This is a genomic window from Limnohabitans sp. 103DPR2, from assembly GCF_001412575.1.
Taxonomy (GTDB): domain Bacteria; phylum Pseudomonadota; class Gammaproteobacteria; order Burkholderiales; family Burkholderiaceae_C; genus Limnohabitans_A.
On the sequence record NZ_CP011834.1, the window covers coordinates 117,934 to 137,310 of the forward strand.

Here is a 19,377-nt window from a genome sequence, read left to right on the forward strand (position 1 = left end):
TGAATTTGAAACTCCACCTCAAACCTGCACGCAGGTCTGAAGAAGAGGGGCGGCATTTGAAAATGCCACCCGCTCCTGCGTCAGATTAAGACTGGCAGTCTGCAGGTGTACGGCGTGTCAGTTTTTTCTCTGCAGCGTACTTGTCAGCAAATTGCTTCACGAGTGGCTTGATGATGGAGGTGTCAGCTTCGATCCAATCAGAGCTGTAGTTCCATTTTTTGCCATCCCATGTGTGCAAGCGAGCCGTGCGTGAACCTTCGTGGTCGAGGCATGAAGTGCTCAGGGGCTTCATGACTGTGTCTAGGCCAAGTTTCTTCAGGGCTTTGTCGTCCATGTTCAAGTTTTCCAGACCCCAACGGATTTGGTCGCCATTGACCACTTTGCCTTTGCCGAAGCGCTCTTGCGCAGCGCGCACGCCTTCAACCGCCAGGGCAGCACTCACCAAACCACGGTTGTACAAAGTGGTGCCCACTTCGTCAGCGGGGCCGGTGCCTTGCTTCTTGTCATGCACGTGCTTCTTGATGTCTTCCAACACTTTTCCACCAGGGCCAGTGGCTACCAAGCCAGAGTAACCTTTGGCAGCTTCGCCCACGTCTTTGACGTCGGGTTCAGCAGCAGACCACCATACGCCATACATCTTGTCGCGAGGATAGCCAGTGGCCACCGCTTCTTTCAAAGCGGCAGAGTTCATCACACCCCAACCCCACAACAACACGTAGTCGGGGCGGGATTGACGAATTTGCAACCACGTGGCTTTTTGCTCCACGCCTGGTGCTGTCACGGGCAACAATTGCAAGTCATAACCTTGCATCTTGGCGCGCTCTTGCAACAAAGGAATGGGCTCTTTGCCGTAGGGGCTGTCGTGGTAAACCAAGGCAATTTTCTTGCCTTTCAAGTTGCCATTTTCTTTTTTGGTGAGGTGCTGCATGATGATGTCAGCGCCAGACCAGTAGGTACCCATCAAGGGGAAGTTCCACTTGAACACACCACCATCGCTAGACTCTGAACGACCATAGCCGCCAGTGATCAAGGGGTTTTTGTCAGTGGGGGCTTTTTCAGTCAAAGCGAATGTGATGCCAGTTGACAAGGGTTGGAAGATGCCGCCTTGTGCTTTGCCTTTCAGGCGCTCGTAGCATTCAACACCGCGGTCGGTGGCGTAGGCTGTGTCGCACTCTTCAAAAGTGATCTTCACGCCGTTGATGCCGCCATCACGGGCATTGATCAACTTGAGGTAGTCGGCATAGCCGTTGGCCCATGGCACACCGTTGGGTGCATAAGCACCTGTACGGTAAGGCAGCACGGGGAAGAATTGTTCTTTGGCTTGTGCATAGGCAGCAGTGCTGACCAATGCGCTGGAAGCAGCCGCAGCCACCACCGATGCAGCTAGAACGAGTTGACGAAGCTTCATGGTTTGTCTCCTGTTGAAAATTAAAAAGAAGCAGTGAAAAAACTTGGTTTGAATACTGGCAACTAAATTAGTGAGGGAATGGCCAGACGCGCATTTTTTGTTTACCCACACTCCACAATTTGGCCAAACCGTGGGGTTCCACAATTAAGAACCACACAATCAATGCGCCAAAAATAATTTGCTCAGCGTGCGTCAGGGCAGCCGTGCTCACTTCTACGCCCACCAGCGAGCCCAGAACCGGCAAAATCAAGTTAATGGCAATGGGCAAAATCACAATGAAAGCAGCGCCAAAGAAGCTGCCCATGATGGAGCCCATACCACCCAAAATGACCATGAAGAGCAATTGGAACGAACGGTCAACAGAGAAGGCGGCTGGCTCCCAAGAACCCAAGTGAACAAAGGCCCACAACGCGCCAGCCACGCCCACAATGAAGGAGCTGACCGCAAATGCACTGAGCTTGGCGTACATAGGTCGAATGCCAATGACCGCAGCCGCCACGTCCATGTCGCGGATGGCCATCCACTCACGACCAATGGCACCACGCACCAGGTTTTTGGCCAACAAGCCAAACACCACCAAGACACTTAAACAGAAAATGTATTTTTGCAAGGGCGTGACCACATCAAAGCCAAAGGCGGTGAGGTTGGCCACCGACGCGGTGCCAGATGCTGAGTCGTTGGTAAACCACTTGATGCGCAAGAAAGCCCAATCGCAAAAGAACTGTGCAGCCAAGGTGGCCACAGACAAATACAAACCCTTTACGCGCAAGCTGGGAATGCCAAAGAAGATGCCCACCAGCGTGGCAAAGAAGCCACCGACCAACAAGGCCGCCACCAACGGAATGCCCTCTAAGCGAACCCAGCAGTTAAAGGCAGCATAAGCACCCACCGCCATGAAAGCGCCTGAACCCAAAGAAATCTGGCCGCAGTAACCCACCAAGATGTTCACGCCCAAAGCGGCCAGCGACAAAATGAGGAAAGGGATCAGAATGGCGCGCATCATGTATTCGTCGGCCAACAAAGGCACCGCGAAAAATGCAAACGCAACGATGAGCAAAACACCCCAGCGGTCTTGCGCGATGGGGAAAATTTGCTGGTCAGCTTTGTAGCTGGTTTTGAATTGGCCGTTTTCTCTGTAAAACATAAATTCTTTCTGCGATCGTGAATGTTCAGTGCTTGCGTTTGGGTTTAAACGCGATCGATGATCTTTTCACCAAACAAACCTTGAGGGCGGACGAGCAAGAAACCCAAGGCCAGCACATAGGCAAACCAGATTTCAATGCCGCCACCTACATAAGGGCCCAAGAAAACTTCAGACAACTTCTCGCCTACACCGATGATGAGGCCGCCAATGATGGCACCAGGCACGGAAGTCAAACCGCCCAAGATCACCACAGGCAGTGCGCGCAACGCGACTGTTGACAGTGAGAATTGCACGCCCAATTTGGAACCCCAAATCATGCCGGCCACCAAAGCCACAATGCCCGCAACGCACCACACAATGACCCAGATGCGATTCAAAGGAATGCCAATCGACTGCGCCGCTTGGTGATCGTCGGCCACAGCGCGCAATGCGCGGCCAGTAGTCGTTTTCTGGAAGAAGACACTGAGGCCTGCCACCAAGACAGCCGCAATGGCCGCTGCCACCAGGTCTTCTTGGTTGATCATGATGCCGCCTTCAAAGGCTTTTTCGAAAGCCATCAAAGGTTCTTTGGGCATGCCAATGTCGATCTTGTAAATGTCGCTGCCAAAAATGGATTGGCCCACACCGTCCAAGAAATAGGTAATGCCCAAAGTGGCCATCAACAAGGTGGTGCCTTCTTGATTGACCAAATGACGCAACACCAAATACTCAATGACCCACGCCACGATGAACATGACGGCTGCAGCCAATGCAAAGGCAATCAGGTTGGCCGCCACAGGACTGGTGATGCCTGCATACGCAGGAATCCATTCAGCAAAACGCGCCATGGCCAAGGCTGCAAACAACACCATCGCGCCTTGCGCAAAGTTGAACACACCCGAGGCTTTGTAAATGAGCACGAAGCCCAAGGCCACCAAGGAATAGAGCATGCCGGCCATCAGACCGCCAATCAAGGTTTCAAGAAAAAATCCCATTTTGCTGTCCTTGTGCTTAGTGTGAAGTGCCCAAATAGGCACTGATCACTTCTTCGTTGTTGCGTACTTCTTCGGGGGTGCCGTCGCCAATTTTTTTGCCGTAGTCGAGCACCACCACGCGGTCGGAAATGTCCATCACCACGCCCATGTCGTGCTCAATCAAAACAATGGTGCAACCAAACTCATCGTTGACGTCCAAGATGAAACGGCACATGTCTTGTTTTTCTTCGACGTTCATGCCGGCCATCGGCTCATCGAGCAACAAGACTTGCGGCTCCATGGCCAAGGCGCGACCCAAGTCGACGCGCTTTTGCAAACCGTAGGGCAGCTGGCCCACTGGCGTTTTGCGATAGGCCTGAATTTCCAAGAAATCGATGATCTCTTCCACACGCTCGCGGTGTTTCATTTCTTCGTTTTCGGCAGGGCCGATGCGCAAGGCTTGCATGAGCAAATTGCTCTTCATGCGCAAGTTACGACCGGTCATGATGTTGTCGATCACGCTCATGCCCTTGAACAAGGCCAAATTTTGGAAAGTGCGTGCCACGCCCATCTCGGCCACTTGGCGGCTGTTCATGTGGTCAAAGGTTTGACCGCGGAATGTGATGCTGCCCTCTTGCGGGGTGTACACACCATTGATGCAGTTGAGCATGGAGCTTTTGCCGGCACCGTTGGGGCCAATGATGGCGCGTATTTCATGTTCTTTCACATTGAAAGAAATGTCGGTCAGCGCCTTCACGCCACCAAATCGGAGGCTGATGTTTTGAACGTCGAGGATGACGTCGCCAATGTGTTTTGTCATGCTGCTGCCTTCACGGGGGCAAATGTTTTAGCGTCAGAAATTTTGAGGGTGGCGCTGACACTGCCAGTGCGACCGTCCTCAAACTTCACAACCGTTTCAATGAACTGCGTGGTCAAACCGCCATACAAGGCATCGACCAAGGGCTGGTATTTTTCTGCAATGAAGCCACGGCGAACTTTGTTGGTGCGGGTGAGTTCACCATCATCGGCATCCAGTTCTTTGTGCAAGACCAAATAGCGACTGACCTGGCTACCAGCGAGCAATTCGTCTTCGGCCAAGTCGGCATTGACTTGCTCTACACACTCTTTGATCAACTCATAAACTTCTGGCTTTTGAGCTAAGTCGGTGTAACCGGCATAAGGCAAGTTGCGACGCTCGGCCCAGTTGCCCACCGCATCAAAGTCGATGTTGATCATGACGCACACTTTTTCACGTTGGTCGCCATAGGCCACAACTTCTTTGATGTGCGGGAAGAACTTGAGCTTGTTCTCGACGTACTTGGGTGCGAACATGGCGCCGTCATTGCTGCCGCCTTTGATGCGACCCACGTCTTTCACACGGTCGATGATTTTGAGGTGGCCATGGCTGTCGAGGAAGCCGGCATCGCTGGTGTGATACCAACCATCGGCCGTCAACACTTCGGCTGTGGCTTCTGGGTTTTTGTAATAGCCCTTGAGCAAGCCTGGCGACTTCACCAAGATCTCGCCGTTGTCGGCCACCTTGATTTCAACACCACGGCAAGGCACGCCCACCGTGTCGGCGCGCGCTTGGTTGTCGGGCTGCAAGCAGACAAACACCGCGGTTTCGGTGGAGCCGTACAACTGTTTCAAGTTCACGCCAATGGAGCGATAAAAGGTGAACAAATCGGGGCCGATGGCTTCACCGGCGGTGTAGGCCACTCGCACACGGCTAAAGCCGAGGTTGTTGCGCAAGGGACCGTAGACCAACAAGTTGCCAAGGCCATACATGAGGCTGTTGAACAAACCAATCGACTCGCCATCCATGCGCTTGGGTCCGACTTTTTTGGCCAAGCTCATGAAGTACTTGTACATGTTGCGCTTGAGACTGCTGGCATCTTCCATGCGAATGCTCACGCTGGTGAGCATGCCTTCAAACACGCGGGGTGGTGCGAAGTAATAGGTTGGGCCAATTTCTTTCAAGTCGATGGTGACCGTGGCGGCCGACTCGGGGCAATTGACCACATAACCGGCCACCAACCACTGTGCATAACTGAAAATGTTTTGACCAATCCAAGCGGGTGGCAAATAGGCCAGCACGTCTTCGTTGGAGGTGAGGTGATCGAACTCGGCGCCGGCTTGTGCGCGGTCAATTAAAGTACCATGCGTGTGCACCACACCTTTGGGATTACCAGTGGTGCCCGATGTGAAGAACATGGCGGCCACGTCTTCTTTAGCGCCCATCTCCACTTGCTCTTTGTAGAAGTTGGGGTGCTGTTTTGCAAACACGGCACCTGCAGCCAATAACTCATCCACAGAACCAAGGCCAGGCTCGTCGTACTTGCGCAATCCTCTGGGGTCATCGTAATAAATGTGTTCGAGCGCGGTGTAGGTTTCGCGCACTTCCAGCATTTTGTCGACTTGCTCTTGGTCTTCCACCACGCACAAGCGCACTTCGGCGTTGGTCATGGGGAACACACACTCAGCAGCCACCGCATCTTGGTACAAAGGCACTGGGATGGCGCCCAAAGACTGCGCAGCCAACATGGTGGCGTACAAACGGGGACGGTTAGAGCCCACCACGATCATGTGCTCACCGCGCTTCAGGCCAGCTTGGTGCAGGCCACAGGCCATGTGGGTCACCATGGTGGCCATGTCTTGCCAGCTGATGGTTTGCCAAATGCCATATTCTTTTTCACGCATGGCCGGCGCAGTGGGGCGCTGGGCGGCATGTGCCAGAAGCAATTGAGGAAAGGTCGTCTGCATACGGGTCCTGGTTAGGTCACCGTCTCGTCCAAAAAGAAGAGACTTGTTGATTTCTTGGACTGGATGCTAGACTTTGATTTGACGTCAAGTTGTCGTTTCGACGACAATCTAAGGTATCGCCCACTAGGATTTTCCCTAGGATTTTCAACGTCTTACATGAAGTTGACATGACATCTGACCTGCATCAAAGAAGACGTCCCCCAACCGATGAGGAGTTGGGCAACATTCCATGGCTGCCTTTGCTCTTGCCCAAAGAACGTGAGCGCGCCATCAACGCCTTGCGTGTGGGCGACGCCGAAAAAGGTGATTTTGTGTGCCGCGTGGGTCGCCCTGTCACTTACTGGTTTGGCACGGTGTCTGGCCTGCTCAAGATGAGCAGCGACAACGAGGATGGCCAAACCATGACCTTCACGGGTGTGCCACCAGGCGGCTGGTTTGGCGAGGGTACCGCCTTGAAGCGCGAGGTTTACCGATACAACATTCAAGCCTTGCGGGCCAGTGTGGTGGCGGGTTTGCCCCTGGAGACCTTCCACTGGCTGATCGACAATTCGCTGGGCTTTAACCGCTTTGTGATGAACCAACTGAATGAGCGTTTAGGTCAATTCATTGCTGCGCGGGAATTTGACCGTTTGAACAACCCCGACTTGCGGGTGGCACGTAACTTGGCCGCCTTGTTCAATCCTGTGTTGTTTTCTGGGGTGGGCGATTTGCTGCGCATCACCCAACAAGAACTGGCTTATCTGGTCGGCTTGTCCAGACAGCGCGTGAACGAGGCCTTGATCCACCTGCAAGAAGAAGAACTGATCCGCGTGGAATATGGGGGCTTGAGAATTTTGGATTTGCAGGGCTTGCGCACGCGCATGATTGACCGCAGAAACAGAGACAATCAGCTCACAGAAAAGATTCTATGAACCAGCCACCCGCCAAACCCACTTTTACCCGCGCGCCTCGTCCGGCGAACGCGGTGTCAACCGCGCACCCCAGCGCGACTGGCGCCACCACGGTGCGCCTGAACAAACGCATGGCAGAGCTAGGAATGTGCTCTCGCCGCGAAGCCGATGCATGGATTGAGCAAGGCTGGGTCTTGGTGAACGGCAATGTGGCAGAAATGGGCATGCAAGTGGGCTCTGCCGATCGCATCACGATCGAACGCGCTGCACAAGCGCATCAAGAACAACAAGTGACCGTGCTGCTGCACAAACCCATGGGCTATGTGAGCGGTCAAGCGGAAGACGGACACGAGCCCGCCATGGTGCTGTTTCAAGCGCGCAATCAATGGTCGGGCGACACCACGAACATTCGGTTCAGTCCTGCACAGTTCAAAGGCTTGGCGCCTGCAGGTCGATTGGACATTGACTCTGTGGGCTTGCTGGTCATGACGCAAGATGGCCGCGTGGCGCGTCAACTGATTGGCGAAGACTCAGACATGGAGAAAGAGTATTTGGTGCGCGTCACCTGTGCCGGTCCGCAGGGCGATATCACAGTGAACGTGCAGGCCCACTTCCCTGCCGCACAAATGCAAAAACTGCGACACGGCTTGAGCTTAGATGGCAAGCCCTTGAAACCCGCGCAAGTGGAATGGCAAAACCCTGAGCAACTTCGTTTTGTGTTGAAAGAAGGCAAGAAGCGGCAAATTCGTCGCATGTGCGAGCAAGTGGGCCTGAAAGTGGTGGGCCTCAAACGTATTCGCATGGGCCGTGTGCATTTGGGTGCCTTGCCTGTGGGGCAATGGCGTTATCTGGGCCCCAAAGAAAGTTTTTAAGATTGAAGGCTTGCACTGCATTCCTATTTCGAGCGCACAAACAACATGAACACGACTGCCATGAAAACTTTGAAACACAGCATCGCCTGGATTTTGGCCAGCGGCCTAATGGCCATCAACGCACAAGCGGCTACCGTCAACGCCATCTGCAGCACCGACCAAAGCTGGTGCGAGATGGCAGCGCAAGCCTTCACCAAAGCCACGGGCGTTACGGTCTTGCAAACCCGCAAAGCCACTGGCGAAGCCTTGGCGCAAATTCGCGCAGAGGCCGCCAATCCCAAAACCGACATTTGGTGGGGCGGCACTGGCGATCCGTTCTTGCAAGCGGCCGAAATAGGTCTGCTGGCCCCTTATCGCCCCGCCTACATCAATGACTTGTATGGCTGGAGCGTGCGCCAATACGCCATGTCTGAAAACAAAGTGGGCGGCTTCTACACCAGCGCCATCGGCTTTGGATGGAACACGGAGTTGTTGAAAAAGAAAAACTTACCCGCACCCAAATGCTGGTCCGATTTGCTCAAGCCCATTTACAAAGGCGAAATTGAAACCTCTCACCCTGCGTCCAGTGGCACGGCTTACACCATCTTGGCGGGCTTGGTGCAGTTGATGGGCGAAGAGGCTGCCTTCGATTACATGAAAAAGCTGAACGCCAACGTGACGCAATACACCCGCAGTGGCACCGCCCAAGCACCCAATGTGGCCAAAGGCGAAGTGGCTGTGGGCGTCAGCTTTATCTTCGGCTTCGATCTTTGGAAACACAACAAATACCCCGTGCAATCCGGCGCTCCTTGCGAAGGCACCAGCTACGAAATTGGCGGCATTGCATTGATCAAAGGCGCACGCAACGCCGAAGCCGCCAAGCAGTATTACGACTGGTTGATGAGCCCAGAAGGTCAAAAAATTGGCGGCCTGTCGGGCAGCTTGCAGTTTCCGGCCAACAAGACCTTCAAGCCCGATCCACGCATCCCCAGCTTGGACGATGTGCGCTTGATCAAGTACGACTTTGAAAAATACGGCAAAGCTTCTGAGCGCAAACGCCTGCTAGACCGTTGGAACAAGGAAGTGGGCGCCCAAGCCCGCTAATTCTCAACCCCCTTGAAATTTCAAAAACCATCCCCAATTCAGGGGTGGTGGGTTGTTTCAACCCTGCGCTTGCCTCTTTATTTGCAAAGGCAAGCACTCTTTTTTAACCGCTTTGTATCGATTTGAAGATGACCAAAAAGACCCATGCCTTTCAGGCCGAAGTAGCCCAGCTGCTCCATTTGGTAACGCATTCGCTGTATTCCAACCCCGAAATTTTTGTTCGCGAGTTGGTGTCCAACGCGTCCGACGCTTGCGACAAGCTGCGCTTTGAAGCGCTCAACAACGATGCGCTTTATGAGAACCAACCCAACTTGGAAGTTCGTTTGTCATTTGACACCGAAGCCAAGACACTGACCATCGCTGACAACGGCATTGGCATGACGGCGCAAGAAGCCATCGACAACTTGGGCACCATTGCCAAGAGCGGCACCAAAGACTTCATGAGCAAACTGTCGGGCGATCAAAAGTCTGATGCGCAACTCATTGGCCAATTTGGCGTGGGCTTCTATTCGGGTTTCATTGTGGCCGACAAGATCACAGTCGAAACACGCCGTGCAGGGGCAACGGCGTCCGAAGGCGTGCGCTGGATCAGCGGCGGTACAGGCGACTTTGAAGTTGAAACCATTGAACGCGCACAACGCGGCACCAGCATCATCTTGCATTTGCGCGAAGACGCCTTGCAATACGCCAACACTTGGAAACTGAAAGAAATCGTTGGCAAATATTCCGACCACATCAGCTTGCCCATCTTGATGGAAAAAGAGGAGTGGAAAGACGGTGAACTCATTGGCAAGGACGAGAGCGAAGGCCGCAAACCCGGCGGCATGGTGAAGACTGGTGAGTGGGAAGCCATCAACAAAGCCACCGCTTTGTGGACCCGCCCCAAAAAAGACGTCACCGACGAACAGTACAAAGAGTTCTACAAGCAAATCAGCAAAGACTTTGCCGAGCCGCTCACCTGGACACACAACCGCGTGGAAGGCAGCACCGAGTACACACAGCTTTTGTACATTCCTTCACAAGCCCCGCATGACTTGTGGAACCGTGATAAAAAAGCCGGCATCAAGTTGTACGTCAAGCGCGTCTTCATCATGGACGATGCCGAAGCGCTCATGCCCAGCTACTTGCGCTTTGTCAAAGGTGTGGTCGACTCTGCGGATTTGCCTTTGAACGTCAGCCGTGAGTTGCTGCAAGAAAGTCGTGACGTTAAAGCCATTCGCGAAGGTTGTACCAAGCGCGTGTTGTCCATGTTGGAAGACTTGGCCAAACACAACGAAGCGCCTAAGGCTTCTGAAGATGGCGTGACCGATGTGGTGAGCGAAGAAGACAAAGCCAAACAAGGTCAGTACACCCGCTTCTACAAAGAGTTTGGCGCGGTACTCAAAGAAGGCTTGGGCGAAGACTTTGGCAACCGCGAGCGCTTGGCCAAACTCTTGCGCTTCGCCTCCACTTCATCTGACGAAGTGAGCGTGTCCTTGGCCGACTACAAAGCGCGCATGAAAGAAGGCCAAGAAGCCATCTACTACATCACCGCGGAAACACTGGCCGCTGCCAAGCACAGCCCTCAATTGGAAGTGTTCAAGAAGAAGGGCATTGAAGTCTTGCTCATGACCGACCGCGTAGACGAGTGGGCCTTGAACTTCATGCACGAGTTTGATGGCACCCCCATGCAAAGCGTGGCCAAGGGCGCCTTTGACTTGGGCAGCTTGCAAGACGAAGAAGAAAAGAAAGCAGCTGAAGAAGCCGCTGAAACCTTCAAGCCTTTGCTGGCCAAATTGAAAGAAGCTTTGAAAGACAAAGCCGAAGACGTGCGCGTCACCAGCCGCTTGGTGGACTCACCTGCTTGCCTGGTGGTGACCGACAACGGGATGAGCATGCAGCTGGCACGCATGTTGAAGCAAGCGGGTCAGCAAGCGCCTGAATCCAAGCCTGTGCTGGAAGTCAACCCTGAGCATGCGCTGGTCAAGAAGCTCGAAGGCTCTGTGCACTTCCATGACTTAGCCAACATTTTGTTTGACCAAGCTTTGTTGGCTGAAGGCGGCATGCCAGATGATCCAGCAGCTTATGTGCGCCGTGTGAATGCGCTGTTGGTTTAATTCAAACCATTTGCATTTCAATGAACAAGCCGCCTTCGGGCGGCTTGTTCGTTTCTGCTCAAACCACCAACAGCGGTTCTTGCATTTGCTCGATCTGCTCTTCCAACATTTGAACTTGGCCGCGCCAATAATCAGGCGTGCCAAACCACGGAAAGTTGATCGGGAAAATGGGGTCGTCCCATCGGCGGGCTAGCCACGCGCTGTAGTGCACCAAGCGCAGTGTTCGCAGCGGCTCAATCAAGGCCAGTTCACGTCGATCAAAATCACGTACTTGCTCATACCCCTCCAGCAACATGCTCAGTTGACCTGAGCGCTGCTTGCGATCTCCCGACAAGAGCATCCACAAGTCTTGCACAGCAGGTCCCATGCGCGCATCGTCTAAGTCCACAAAGTGCGGGCCACCGCCTGGCAGGTCTGCAGGTGTCCACAAAATATTGCCTGGATGGCAATCGCCATGCAAACGCAACATTTGAAAATGCGGCCAATCGCTGCCATGCGCAGACCCTAAGCCAGCGGCATGCATCACGTCCATGGCCTGTTGCCACGCATCTTGCCATGCGCGCTCGACTTCCATGGGAATCGCTTTGTGCTTGAACAACCAATCCTTGGGCTCTTGCATGAAGGTGTCGATGCTGAGGGCGGGACGATTGTGAAAGGGCTGGGCAGCCCCCACGGTATGAATGCGCGCTAGAAAACGGCCAATCCACTCGAGCACTTCGTCATCGTCCAACTCAGGCGGACGACCGCCGCGTCGTTCACTGACGGAAAAAGAAAAACCTTGAAACGCCTGGCCCTGCAAAGCAAGCTTCGCAGAATTTTCTGCAAACGCTTTGTGATGCAAGGTGTGGCCTTGCAAATTGAGCGGCGGCACCACGGGCACTTCTGCAGCGACCAACTCCGCCGCAAAGTCATGTTCTTCTTGAATCTGCGCATCTGTCCAACGACTGGGCCGGTAAAACTTAGCGACCACACTGGTGGGCACAGGCGTACCATCGGTTTGCGTGGGTGTGCGCTCGGTCTCCAATTGAATTTGATAGACGCGGTTTTCGTAGGAGCTGAGCGCCGTCAGGCGACCATCGCCCATCAAGGCGATGTCGGCCAATGCATCGAGAACGGCATCAGGCGTGAGTGAAGCATATGGATGCAAAGCGTCCCACTCGGATGGCCCTTGGGGGACTTCATTTGTCATTCAATGTTCCTAAAAATTCAAACGGCACATCTTGCTTGACCAAGATGACGGTGCATGGCGCGTTCATGGCCACCTTGATGGGTACAGTGGCTACAAAGCGCTGCATTTGCAGACCATGCGTGGCCGCACCCATGATCACCATGCCAACCTCATTGCTTGCAGCATACGTCACCAGTGCATGCGCCACATCGCTGGCTTCCAGCACGTGAAACGAAACTTGATGATCGTGCAAATCCAAGCCTTGTGACCATTGCTGCATGCGCGCCAAGTGCATGCGATGCACACTGCTTTCGCTTTTGCTTGAATCGGTACTGCTGGTGTCATTGGGCGATATGACCGTCACGCATGCCAAACGCGCACCCGGTCGAATGCCCAAAGATCGATCGACCGCTTCGCGCAGCGAATACCACGTGGCATCGCTCACATCGGCGTGTGGCAAGGCCACCATCAAGATCGGTACTTCTTTGATCTGCTTGGAAGGCAAGGGGCTGGGCTGGTAATGCATGCCCGCAGCTTTCAGCCATCGCTTGAAATGCTCTCTAAAGCCAGTGCCCTTGATTTGTTGACCGCGCTCTGTGATGCGAATTTGATCGGGGTTGCCCAAGTCCATGGCCAAGTGAGCCGCCGAGGGATATCGCTTGGCAGCCTCAGGATGCAGGCACTTCAAAATCACTTCTTGCAACCATTCCGGCACCAAGGGGTTGCGCTTGCGAGGTGGCACAGGGTCCATCCACAAACGCTGACGCATGCCGCCCGCTGTGGCAGGCTCGCCAAACGGCAATTCGCCAGTTGCCAGCTCGTACAGCATCACACCGATGGCAAAAATGTCTGAACGGGGATCACCGCGCACACCCACCACTTGTTCAGGTGCAATCCACGCAGGTGAGCCCACCGCTTTGCGCATTTCTTCAGCCAGCAGATCCGGGTAATGTGCATGGCATGACAAACCAAAATCTAACAACACCACTTTGCCGTTGGGGCGGATCAAGACATTGGCTGGCTTGAGGTCTAAGTGACACACGTTTTGTTTATGCAAACTGTGCGCTGCATGCGCCAACTCAGCACCGACACGAGCAATGGCCCTGTCGTGTAAACCTGCTTGAAATAATTCTTTGTGAAAATTCTCGCGCCAGGTTTCAAGTGTCGACCCCTGCACATATTCCATGACCAAATAAGGCGTGCGAGACAAATCACCGGCTGCCACAAAGCGCGGCACATGGGAGCCCGACAGTGCGGGCAAGATTTGATGCTCAACCTCAAAGCTCACAATGTTTTCTGCACCATCGCCAGCCGTCATGCGCGGAATCTTCATGGCCATCGGGAACTCTGATTCGCGGCGTGTGCCGTCTTCGCTCAAAGCGTACTGAACGGTGTAGATGTGCGCCATGCCACCGGCATGCAAACAAGCTTGAATTTCAAAGCCATCGATCACATGGCCAGGATTGAGAAGTTTCATCGCCCTAGCGCCAATCGTTCAGCAAAAAAATCGGGCAGCCCTGCTTCGCGGATGGCCGTGGCGGCGGCTTGATGGTCATACGGCACTCGGTGGAAACTCATGCGCCCTGCTGTCTCATCGTAGAGGGCATACATCGCTTCGGGTTTGTGATCCCGCGGCTGCCCGACCGATCCCACCGTCGCCACCCATCGGCGGTGCGAAGGCATGGGCACCTGCACACCCGCTGTAGGTACGAACTTCATCATGCTGTGACCCGTGCCACGGTAGTACACCGTTTGGTGATGCACATGGCCCACCACCACATGACGTGCATCGAAGTGTTGTAAGGCATGGTCTGCGCACAAGTCGGCGGCGCGTTCAGAGTCGACGTAATGCCAACGCTCGGGGGCATGTGCGCTGGCATGGACCAACAGCAGCGGCCCCGACAAGACCGTCAAAGGCAAGGCATTTAAAAAGCCACGCTGTGAAGCGTCCAATTGTTCAAAGGTCCATTGGGCTGTGCTGCTGCCCAGGCTGTCATCGCCAACGGGCGGTTTCACCGCCATGGCGTCGTGGTTGCCTTGTAGCACCCACGCACCTTCGTCGGCCAACTGCATGGCGATGTCGACCACTTCCTGAGGATTGCCACCGTAACCCACCAAGTCACCCAGCAAAGCCCACCGGTCAACGCCTTGCGCTTTGGCATGTGCCATGCAAGCATTCAGCGCTTGCAGGTTGGCATGAATGTCTGAGAGCAGCGCAATTTTCACAAGCTCATTTTCCGGTGAAGCGTGCGTCGCGCTTTGCGATGAAGGATTGCACGCCTTCTTTGGCGTCTTCGCTGTTGGACAGTGTTTTTTGGACTGAGATGAACTCGTGCATGGCCACTAGAGGGCCTTGCTCGACAGCCTTTAAAACACTCTGGCGCGTGGCCACCACAGCCAAAGGTGCTTGTGCGGCAATCGATTGGGCAATCTTCAAAGCTTCGCTCAATTGCTCGCCTGCAGGTACCACGCGCTGCACAAAATTCAAACGCAGGGCCTCTGCGCTGCCAAACTCATCACCCGTGAGCAAGTGCAACAAGGCGTTGCCCATGCCCGCACGCTCGGCCATGCGCAAGGTGGCACCGCCCGTGGCCATGATGCCGCGCTTCACTTCTAGCTGAGAAAAACGGCAATCGTCGGCAGCGACCACGATGTCGGCAGCCAGCATCAACTCAATGCCCAAGGTGTAGGTAATGCCCTGCACCGCCACCACCATGGGCTTGGTGCGGCGGCGATAGCCCTCCATGCCCAAGTTGAGCGGATCGACCAAACCCAAGGGCACGGCTTTTTCGCCGCGCTGCATGAGCGGTGCGATGGTGGGCAAATCAAGGCCCGCCGTGAAGTGCTCGCCCATGGCGTGCAAGACGCCCACCCTTAAAGCAGGCTCATCGTCTAGGCGTGTGTAGGCCTCGCCCAACTCGCGGTACATCTTGGGGGTGAAACCGTTGCGCTTGTTGGGTCGGTTGATGCCGATCAACAGCACGCCGTCACGCACTTCCAAGTCAATGCTGCCTTCAGGATGAATGTTTGTCATAAATCGCCTTGCACTCAGAATAAAGACAAGTGCACCCCGTGCACTTGACCCACATCAATATTGGTAAACGCCGTGACCGGTCTTGCGACCCAAACGCCCTGCAGCCACCAACTCTTTCAGCAAGGGGCAAGGACGGTATTTGCTGTCGCCAAATTCTTTGAGGTAAACCTCCATCACGGCCAGGCACACGTCCAGGCCAATCATGTCGGCCAACGCCAGCGGGCCAATGGGTTGGTTACAACCGAGCTTCATACCAGCATCGATGTCGTCGGGTGTGGCCAAGCCTTCTGACAACACAAACAGCGCTTCGTTGATCATGGGTACCAAGATGCGATTGACCACAAAGCCCGGCGCATTCTTCACCGTGATGGGGGTTTTGCCCAAAGCGGTGGCCAAGGCATGCACAGCATCGTGTGTTTCTTCGCTGGTTTGTAAGCCGCGAATAATTTCCACCAAAGCCATCATGGGCACGGGATTGAAAAAGTGCATGCCAATGAAACGATCGGCGCGGCTTGTGACAGCGGCCAATTGGGTGATCGAAATCGACGAGGTGTTGGAAGCGATGATCACATCAGGCGCCAGCATGCCGTCGAGTTGCTTCAGAATTTTGACTTTGAGGTCTTGGTTTTCAGTGGCCGCTTCAATCACCAAGTCGGCTTGCTTTAAATCCTCATAGTGTGTGCTGCCCTGAATTTTGGCCAAGGCAGCGGCTTTGTCAGCCTCTGTGATTTTTTCTTTTTTAAGCAAGCGGTCCAGACTGCCAGACACTGTGGCGATGCCCTTGGCCACTGCCGCTTCAGAAATGTCCACCATCACCACGGGAATGCCTGCGACGGCGCATGCTTGTGCAATGCCGTTGCCCATGGTGCCCGCGCCAATGATGCCTACTTTTTGAATGATCATGATTTGAAAAATGAAAAGTTAAGAAAAAGAAAATGACAACCGAGCATCAAGCCCTGAAACGTTTGCGCGTTAAGGCCAGTGCCACCCAAAACGCAGCCGCAGCAACACCCACCAGCAAACACACGTTGCCCACAAAGTGTTGGGGCCATTGATCGAGGAAAAGTGGCCGCACCATTTCAACGGCGGCCGTCAATGGCAAATACGAGGTGATGGTTTGCAACCACTCAGGCAATTGCGTGCGCGGAAAATAAATGCCCGACAAAAACATCATGGGCGTGAGAAACAAGGTGAAGTAATACGTGAAAAAGTCGTAGCCTTTTGCCAATGCATTGAAGATCAAAGCAATGCAGCTGAAGGTCACCCCCACCAACCACAAAATGGGCCACGCCAACAACAATTTCCAGCTGTGCGTGATGCCCAACACCAACATGACGCCCAAAATGGCGGTCACTGTGAAGATCGCTTTGTAAGCGGCCCACAGCATTTCGGCCATCACCACATCGTCGAGGCGAACCGGTGCGTTCATGATGCCGTCCCACGTCTTTTGCATGTGCATGCGAGAGAAGGCTGAATACAAAGCTTCAAAAGACGCCGCATTCATGGCACTCATGCAAATGCTACCGCTGGCCAAGAACAAGATGTAGGGCACTTGCTGCCCGCCGGTGTTCACCTCGCCCACCAAAGCACCCAGGCCATAGCCAAAGGCCACCAACCACATAAGGGGTTCGGCAATGTTGCCCACCAAACTGGGAATGGCCAACTTGCGCCACACCAACAGATTGCGCAAGAACACAGGCCACCAGCGCATTGAGAGTTGCGGCGGCGCCCATACTGAAGGGATGACATGCTGTGTGTTCATCATGCGTTCTCCCTGATTTGACGGCCGGTGAGTTTCAAAAATAAATCCTCCAAATTGGCAGGGCGGTGCAGACTGCGAATGTGCGGCCAAGCATGCAATGCCAGCAGCAAAGGCTCAGCTTGTGAGGTATAGAAAAAGACCGTTTCGCCACTAACTTCAACACGCGCCGCATGTTGTCTGAGTGGCGAGTCTTTGGCGGCCAAAGCCAAGGCGCCTTGGCCATACAACTCCACCACATCGGGCTCGAGGTGCTGTGCAATCAAATCGCGCGGCTTGCCTTCTGCAATTTTTTGGCCATGGTCAATCACCAACAAACGATCGCACAAGCGCTCTGCTTCGTCCATGAAATGCGTCGTGAGCAAAATCGATTTGCCTTCTTGCATCAGCATTTGCAAACGCTCCCACATCAAATGGCGCGCTTGTGGATCGAGACCTGTGGTGGGCTCGTCCAACATCAGCATTTGTGGTTGGTTGATGAGGGCCCGCGCCAAACTCAAGCGGCGCTTCATGCCACCCGACAATTCACCCGGCTTGGCTTTGGCCTTGCTGGTCAAGGCGCCAAACTCAAGCAGCGGTGAAATGCGCGCTTTGATGTCACGGTCTTTCATGCCGAAATAGCGGCCATAGACCAACAGGTTTTCTTCGGCCGTGAAGTCGGGGTCTAAGGTGTCCATTTGCGCCACCACACCCAAGCGCGATTTGATGGCCAGCGCATCTTGGGGCATCGACAAATTGTCGAAGTAAGTGATGCTGCCTGTATCGGGTGTGGTGAGCCCCAAACACATGCGCAAGGTGGTGGTCTTGCCAGCACCGTTCGGACCAATCACGCCCAAGCATTCGCCAGGGGCGATGTGAAACGACAAATCGTTCACCACGGTGTTGTCGCCAAAGCGTTTAACGAGGTTTTTTACGTTCAATAAATCTGTCATCCCTCGATTGTGCCTCGCAGACCCTTAGGCCAGACTGACCCAAGCCATCAGCGCCTTTAGAAATCTGCGAGAACTTGGTGAAGCGCCCATCAATATGTATACTTATTAAAACCCTCCAATGAGACTTTAAGAACACCATGAACCCCGCCAACCACTCTGACGCTTTGGGCCGCTTGGAAGATTTGCCAGCCGACTACATCGCCGACATGACCGCCCTGTCCATTGCACCGCTGTGGCCGCAATTGCGCGGGCTGTTGCCGCGCGGTAAACCAGCGCGGGCCACCCAGCCTTTTGTTTGGCACTACGCAGAGGTTCGCCCTCAACTCATGCGCGCTGGCGAATTGACGCCGATTGAAAAAGCCGAGCGCCGTGTCTTGGTCTTGTGCAATCCGGGCCATGGCATTGAAAAATTGGTGGCCACACCCAACATTTACGTGGGCATGCAATTGATTTTGCCCGGAGAGGTTGCCCCCAACCACCGCCACACACCCAGCGCCGTGCGCTTTGTGGTGGAGGGTGAAGGCGGCTTCACCACTGTGCAAGGCGAAAAATGCCCCATGCACAAAGGCGATTTGATCCTCACACCGGCAGGTCTGTGGCACGAGCATGGCCACGAAGGCAAGGGCCCCGTGGTCTGGCTGGATGCCTTGGATTTGCCCATGGTTTACAGCATGGAGGCCTCGTACGCCATAGAAGGTCCATCGCAAAATGCCCGCGCTGAGTTGGACGCCTCGCAAACCAAGTACCGCCGTGCAGGCTTGGTGCCCTTTGAGTCTCTTAGCTTGAAAACACGCACCGCATACCCCCAAATTCGTTACCCCTGGGTCGATGTGCGAGAGGCCTTGAATGCCCTCGACAAAGGCACCCCCAAAGACGCTGCGGTTCAACTGGCGTATGTGAACCCCGAAACCGGCGCGCCCTGTTTACCCACGCTGGGCTTCTCTGCGCAGTTGCTGCGGGATGGCTTGGACTTCAGCCCCCGTCCGCGCTCGGCCAGCTCGGTCATGCACGTCATTGAAGGCCGCGGTGAATCGGAGATCGACGGCGTCACCCTGAAATGGTCAGAAGGCGATACCGTGGCCATTCCCACCCACGCACAGATCAAGCACCGCGCCAGCAACGGCAACGCTTACCTGTTCCATGTGGACGACGCCCCCACCCAGCGCGCCTTGGGCTTTTACCAAGAGTTTTAAGCTGGACATAGCGTCCCATCGCGTCTTGTTGGCAGGCAGCAGGGATCCGGCCTGCAAGCCTCCTACAATAAGCTCCCAAGTG

General features: G+C 54.5%; 17 protein-coding genes. 5 read left to right on the forward strand and 12 right to left on the reverse strand.

The features are described from left to right. Positions 1–85: 85 nt before the first annotated feature. The 5 genes from L103DPR2_RS00480 to L103DPR2_RS00500 all read right to left on the reverse strand — a co-directional run bounded on the left by L103DPR2_RS00480 (position 86) and on the right by L103DPR2_RS00500 (position 6,268). The gene (locus L103DPR2_RS00480; protein WP_055359256.1) at positions 86–1,408 is read right to left on the reverse strand and encodes an ABC transporter substrate-binding protein; all 1,323 of its coding nucleotides are present in this window, start codon (positions 1,406–1,408) and stop codon (positions 86–88) included. A 67-nt stretch (positions 1,409–1,475) separates the two neighbouring features. Continuing rightward, complete coding sequence (locus L103DPR2_RS00485) at positions 1,476–2,552, reverse strand: branched-chain amino acid ABC transporter permease (protein ID WP_055359257.1); 1,077 nt, start codon at positions 2,550–2,552, stop codon at positions 1,476–1,478. A gap of 44 nt (positions 2,553–2,596) precedes the next feature. Further along, positions 2,597–3,526, reverse strand: a complete 930-nt coding sequence (locus L103DPR2_RS00490; protein WP_055359258.1) for a branched-chain amino acid ABC transporter permease — start codon at positions 3,524–3,526, stop codon at positions 2,597–2,599. 16 nt (positions 3,527–3,542) lie between these two features. Beyond that, positions 3,543–4,325, reverse strand: coding sequence for an ABC transporter ATP-binding protein (locus L103DPR2_RS00495; protein WP_055359259.1), 783 nt, complete (start codon positions 4,323–4,325; stop codon positions 3,543–3,545). Beyond that, positions 4,322–6,268, reverse strand: coding sequence for an AMP-dependent synthetase/ligase (locus tag L103DPR2_RS00500; RefSeq protein WP_055359260.1), 1,947 nt, complete (start codon positions 6,266–6,268; stop codon positions 4,322–4,324). Before L103DPR2_RS00500 ends, L103DPR2_RS00495 begins: the two co-directional genes overlap by 4 nt. A gap of 167 nt (positions 6,269–6,435) precedes the next feature. Between L103DPR2_RS00500 and L103DPR2_RS00505 the strand changes: the two genes are divergently transcribed. From L103DPR2_RS00505 to htpG, 4 genes are all read left to right on the forward strand, one after another. Beyond that, entirely contained in the window at positions 6,436–7,179 is a 744-nt protein-coding gene (locus L103DPR2_RS00505) for a Crp/Fnr family transcriptional regulator (protein WP_055359261.1), read from the forward strand. Beyond that, the gene (locus L103DPR2_RS00510; protein WP_055359262.1) at positions 7,176–8,030 is read left to right on the forward strand and encodes a pseudouridine synthase; all 855 of its coding nucleotides are present in this window, start codon (positions 7,176–7,178) and stop codon (positions 8,028–8,030) included. The genes L103DPR2_RS00505 and L103DPR2_RS00510 overlap by 4 nt, the downstream gene beginning before the upstream one ends. 60 nt (positions 8,031–8,090) lie before the next feature. Further along, positions 8,091–9,113 (forward strand): ABC transporter substrate-binding protein, encoded by a 1,023-nt coding sequence (locus tag L103DPR2_RS00515; RefSeq protein WP_082466835.1) that lies wholly within the window; start codon positions 8,091–8,093, stop codon positions 9,111–9,113. 128 nt (positions 9,114–9,241) lie between these two features. Further along, positions 9,242–11,209 (forward strand): molecular chaperone HtpG, encoded by a 1,968-nt coding sequence (gene htpG, locus L103DPR2_RS00520; protein WP_055359264.1) that lies wholly within the window; start codon positions 9,242–9,244, stop codon positions 11,207–11,209. Between the two features lie 58 nt (positions 11,210–11,267). Here htpG and L103DPR2_RS00525 read toward each other — a convergent pair whose 3' ends face one another. From L103DPR2_RS00525 to L103DPR2_RS00555, 7 genes are read right to left on the reverse strand one after another with little or no spacing between them, the layout of a single operon-like run. Continuing rightward, positions 11,268–12,398 carry a serine/threonine protein kinase gene (locus tag L103DPR2_RS00525; protein WP_055359265.1) on the reverse strand — a complete coding sequence of 377 codons (1,131 nt, stop codon included), beginning with the start codon at positions 12,396–12,398 and terminating at the stop codon, positions 11,268–11,270. Then, entirely contained in the window at positions 12,388–13,854 is a 1,467-nt protein-coding gene (locus L103DPR2_RS00530) for a bifunctional serine/threonine-protein kinase/universal stress protein (protein ID WP_055359266.1), read from the reverse strand. Before L103DPR2_RS00530 ends, L103DPR2_RS00525 begins: the two co-directional genes overlap by 11 nt. Next, positions 13,851–14,603 (reverse strand): metallophosphoesterase family protein, encoded by a 753-nt coding sequence (locus L103DPR2_RS00535; protein ID WP_055359267.1) that lies wholly within the window; start codon positions 14,601–14,603, stop codon positions 13,851–13,853. The genes L103DPR2_RS00530 and L103DPR2_RS00535 overlap by 4 nt, the downstream gene beginning before the upstream one ends. A 4-nt stretch (positions 14,604–14,607) precedes the next feature. Beyond that, positions 14,608–15,411 (reverse strand): crotonase/enoyl-CoA hydratase family protein, encoded by an 804-nt coding sequence (locus L103DPR2_RS00540; protein WP_055359268.1) that lies wholly within the window; start codon positions 15,409–15,411, stop codon positions 14,608–14,610. A 54-nt stretch (positions 15,412–15,465) separates the two neighbouring features. Beyond that, positions 15,466–16,314 (reverse strand): 3-hydroxybutyryl-CoA dehydrogenase, encoded by an 849-nt coding sequence (locus tag L103DPR2_RS00545; RefSeq protein ID WP_055359269.1) that lies wholly within the window; start codon positions 16,312–16,314, stop codon positions 15,466–15,468. Positions 16,315–16,360: 46 nt separating this feature from the next. Continuing rightward, positions 16,361–17,176 (reverse strand): ABC transporter permease, encoded by an 816-nt coding sequence (locus tag L103DPR2_RS00550; RefSeq protein ID WP_197274892.1) that lies wholly within the window; start codon positions 17,174–17,176, stop codon positions 16,361–16,363. Next, positions 17,173–18,102, reverse strand: coding sequence for an ATP-binding cassette domain-containing protein (locus L103DPR2_RS00555; RefSeq protein WP_055359270.1), 930 nt, complete (start codon positions 18,100–18,102; stop codon positions 17,173–17,175). The genes L103DPR2_RS00550 and L103DPR2_RS00555 overlap by 4 nt, the downstream gene beginning before the upstream one ends. A 137-nt stretch (positions 18,103–18,239) precedes the next feature. Between L103DPR2_RS00555 and L103DPR2_RS00560 the strand changes: the two genes are divergently transcribed. Then, positions 18,240–19,295 (forward strand): cupin domain-containing protein, encoded by a 1,056-nt coding sequence (locus tag L103DPR2_RS00560; protein ID WP_055359271.1) that lies wholly within the window; start codon positions 18,240–18,242, stop codon positions 19,293–19,295. The last annotated feature ends 82 nt before the right edge of the window (positions 19,296–19,377 follow it).